General features: G+C 36.3%; 1 protein-coding gene. It reads left to right on the forward strand.

What is annotated here, in order from left to right:
* The coding region (locus LS71_RS09555; protein WP_194145700.1) for a PBECR3 domain-containing polyvalent protein at window positions 1-1448 on the forward strand (1448 nt) is incomplete at both ends.

Genomic DNA, 1448 nt, shown 5'->3' on the forward strand with positions numbered 1-1448 from the left:
TTTGACAGAATCTGTGGAATCTAGGGCTTTAGAATCTAGTGCGACAAAGCAAGGCGCGCGCGTGGAATCTGTAGAATCTAGTGCTTTAGAATCTAGCGCAGCTAAGCCTATAGTTTTACACACAGATGGAATAAAAAGTTATGCAGAATTAAATAAAGAATTTAAGGAAGCAATAAAGCCCATTTTAAACACAGATATTACAAACAAAGAAACAGGAATCACCGCACGCATTTCTGCTAATGAATCTAAAAAAATGATAAGCAAAAAAGCAATAGATAAAAGCATAGAAAATGGCTTTACAAAAGAGGAGCATATAAAGGCTAGCGCGAATGTAAAAGAACTTTTTGAAGATGCAAAATTAAGAGAAACACACGCAGATTCTAAAGGTAGAGCTGACATTGCGAATGTTTTGCGATTTAGGCAAGGAATTAATATGAATGGTAAAAATGCAGTCGCAAAAATCACAGCATTTGAAAAAGTGCAAGGAGATAATAAAATTTATACTTTAGAGTTAGAAAACTTAGAAAGCCCCGCGTCCTTAAGTCATCGTGCGAATACGACAGACGCGGTAGATTCTACTATGCACTCTTCCGAAGCACCGCACAATACATCAGGCGAATTCATAGAATCTAGTAAAAGGAATGATAGCATAGAATCTATAAAAACGCAAGATTCTGTAGAATCTACAGAATCTAAGGCTTTAGAATCTAGTGCGGGCGTGAAAGCTATGGATTCTGTAGAATCTAGTGCGAAAATAGATTCTAATTTGCAAAGTGATTTATTAGATAAATCAAAGCCTTTACGAATGGCTAACAAAGATGAGCTAACTGATGAGCTTTTAAATAAGGCAATAGAATTAGATTCTAAGCTATGGATAGGGAATCTGGAAAATAAGCAAATAGCGGAAGCCTTAGGAATGGATACAAGTAAGCCGATAAAAATTACTATGAATGGAAGCTCTATGAGCCACGCTATACAAAGGCATGGAGTAGATTCTAATTTGGTCAAGCAAAATAAACAGCCACAGCTAACTTACAATGATATAGCAACACACGATTATATCGTAAATAATGCCGACATGTATGGAATAGTGAAAAATGATGATGGAGGATATAAGCTTGTTAGCGCTAAACAAGTAAATGGATATTATGCAGTTGTAGAGACGATAAGCACAAAAAATAATGAGTTGAAATTTAAAACAGAATTTAAAGAAAATGGAAAACTTAGCACAGATAGTGATATTTTTAAGGAGGCAGTGGGCATAGTAAGTCCGCAAGGCGAACCGCTTACCCGCTCGTTGCAAGGAACGAGGACAAACTTAGATACTAGCCTACCCACCGCGAAGCAAGATTCTACCATAGAATCTAAAACATTGCAAAAAGAGGCAGGAGAGCAAAAAATATTTAAAATGCAAGATGTGAAAATAGACACAATGGAGGATTTTACCA

The sequence above is a fragment of the Helicobacter jaachi genome, assembly GCF_000763135.2.
In the GTDB taxonomy this organism is placed as follows: Bacteria; Campylobacterota; Campylobacteria; order Campylobacterales; family Helicobacteraceae; genus Helicobacter_C; species Helicobacter_C jaachi.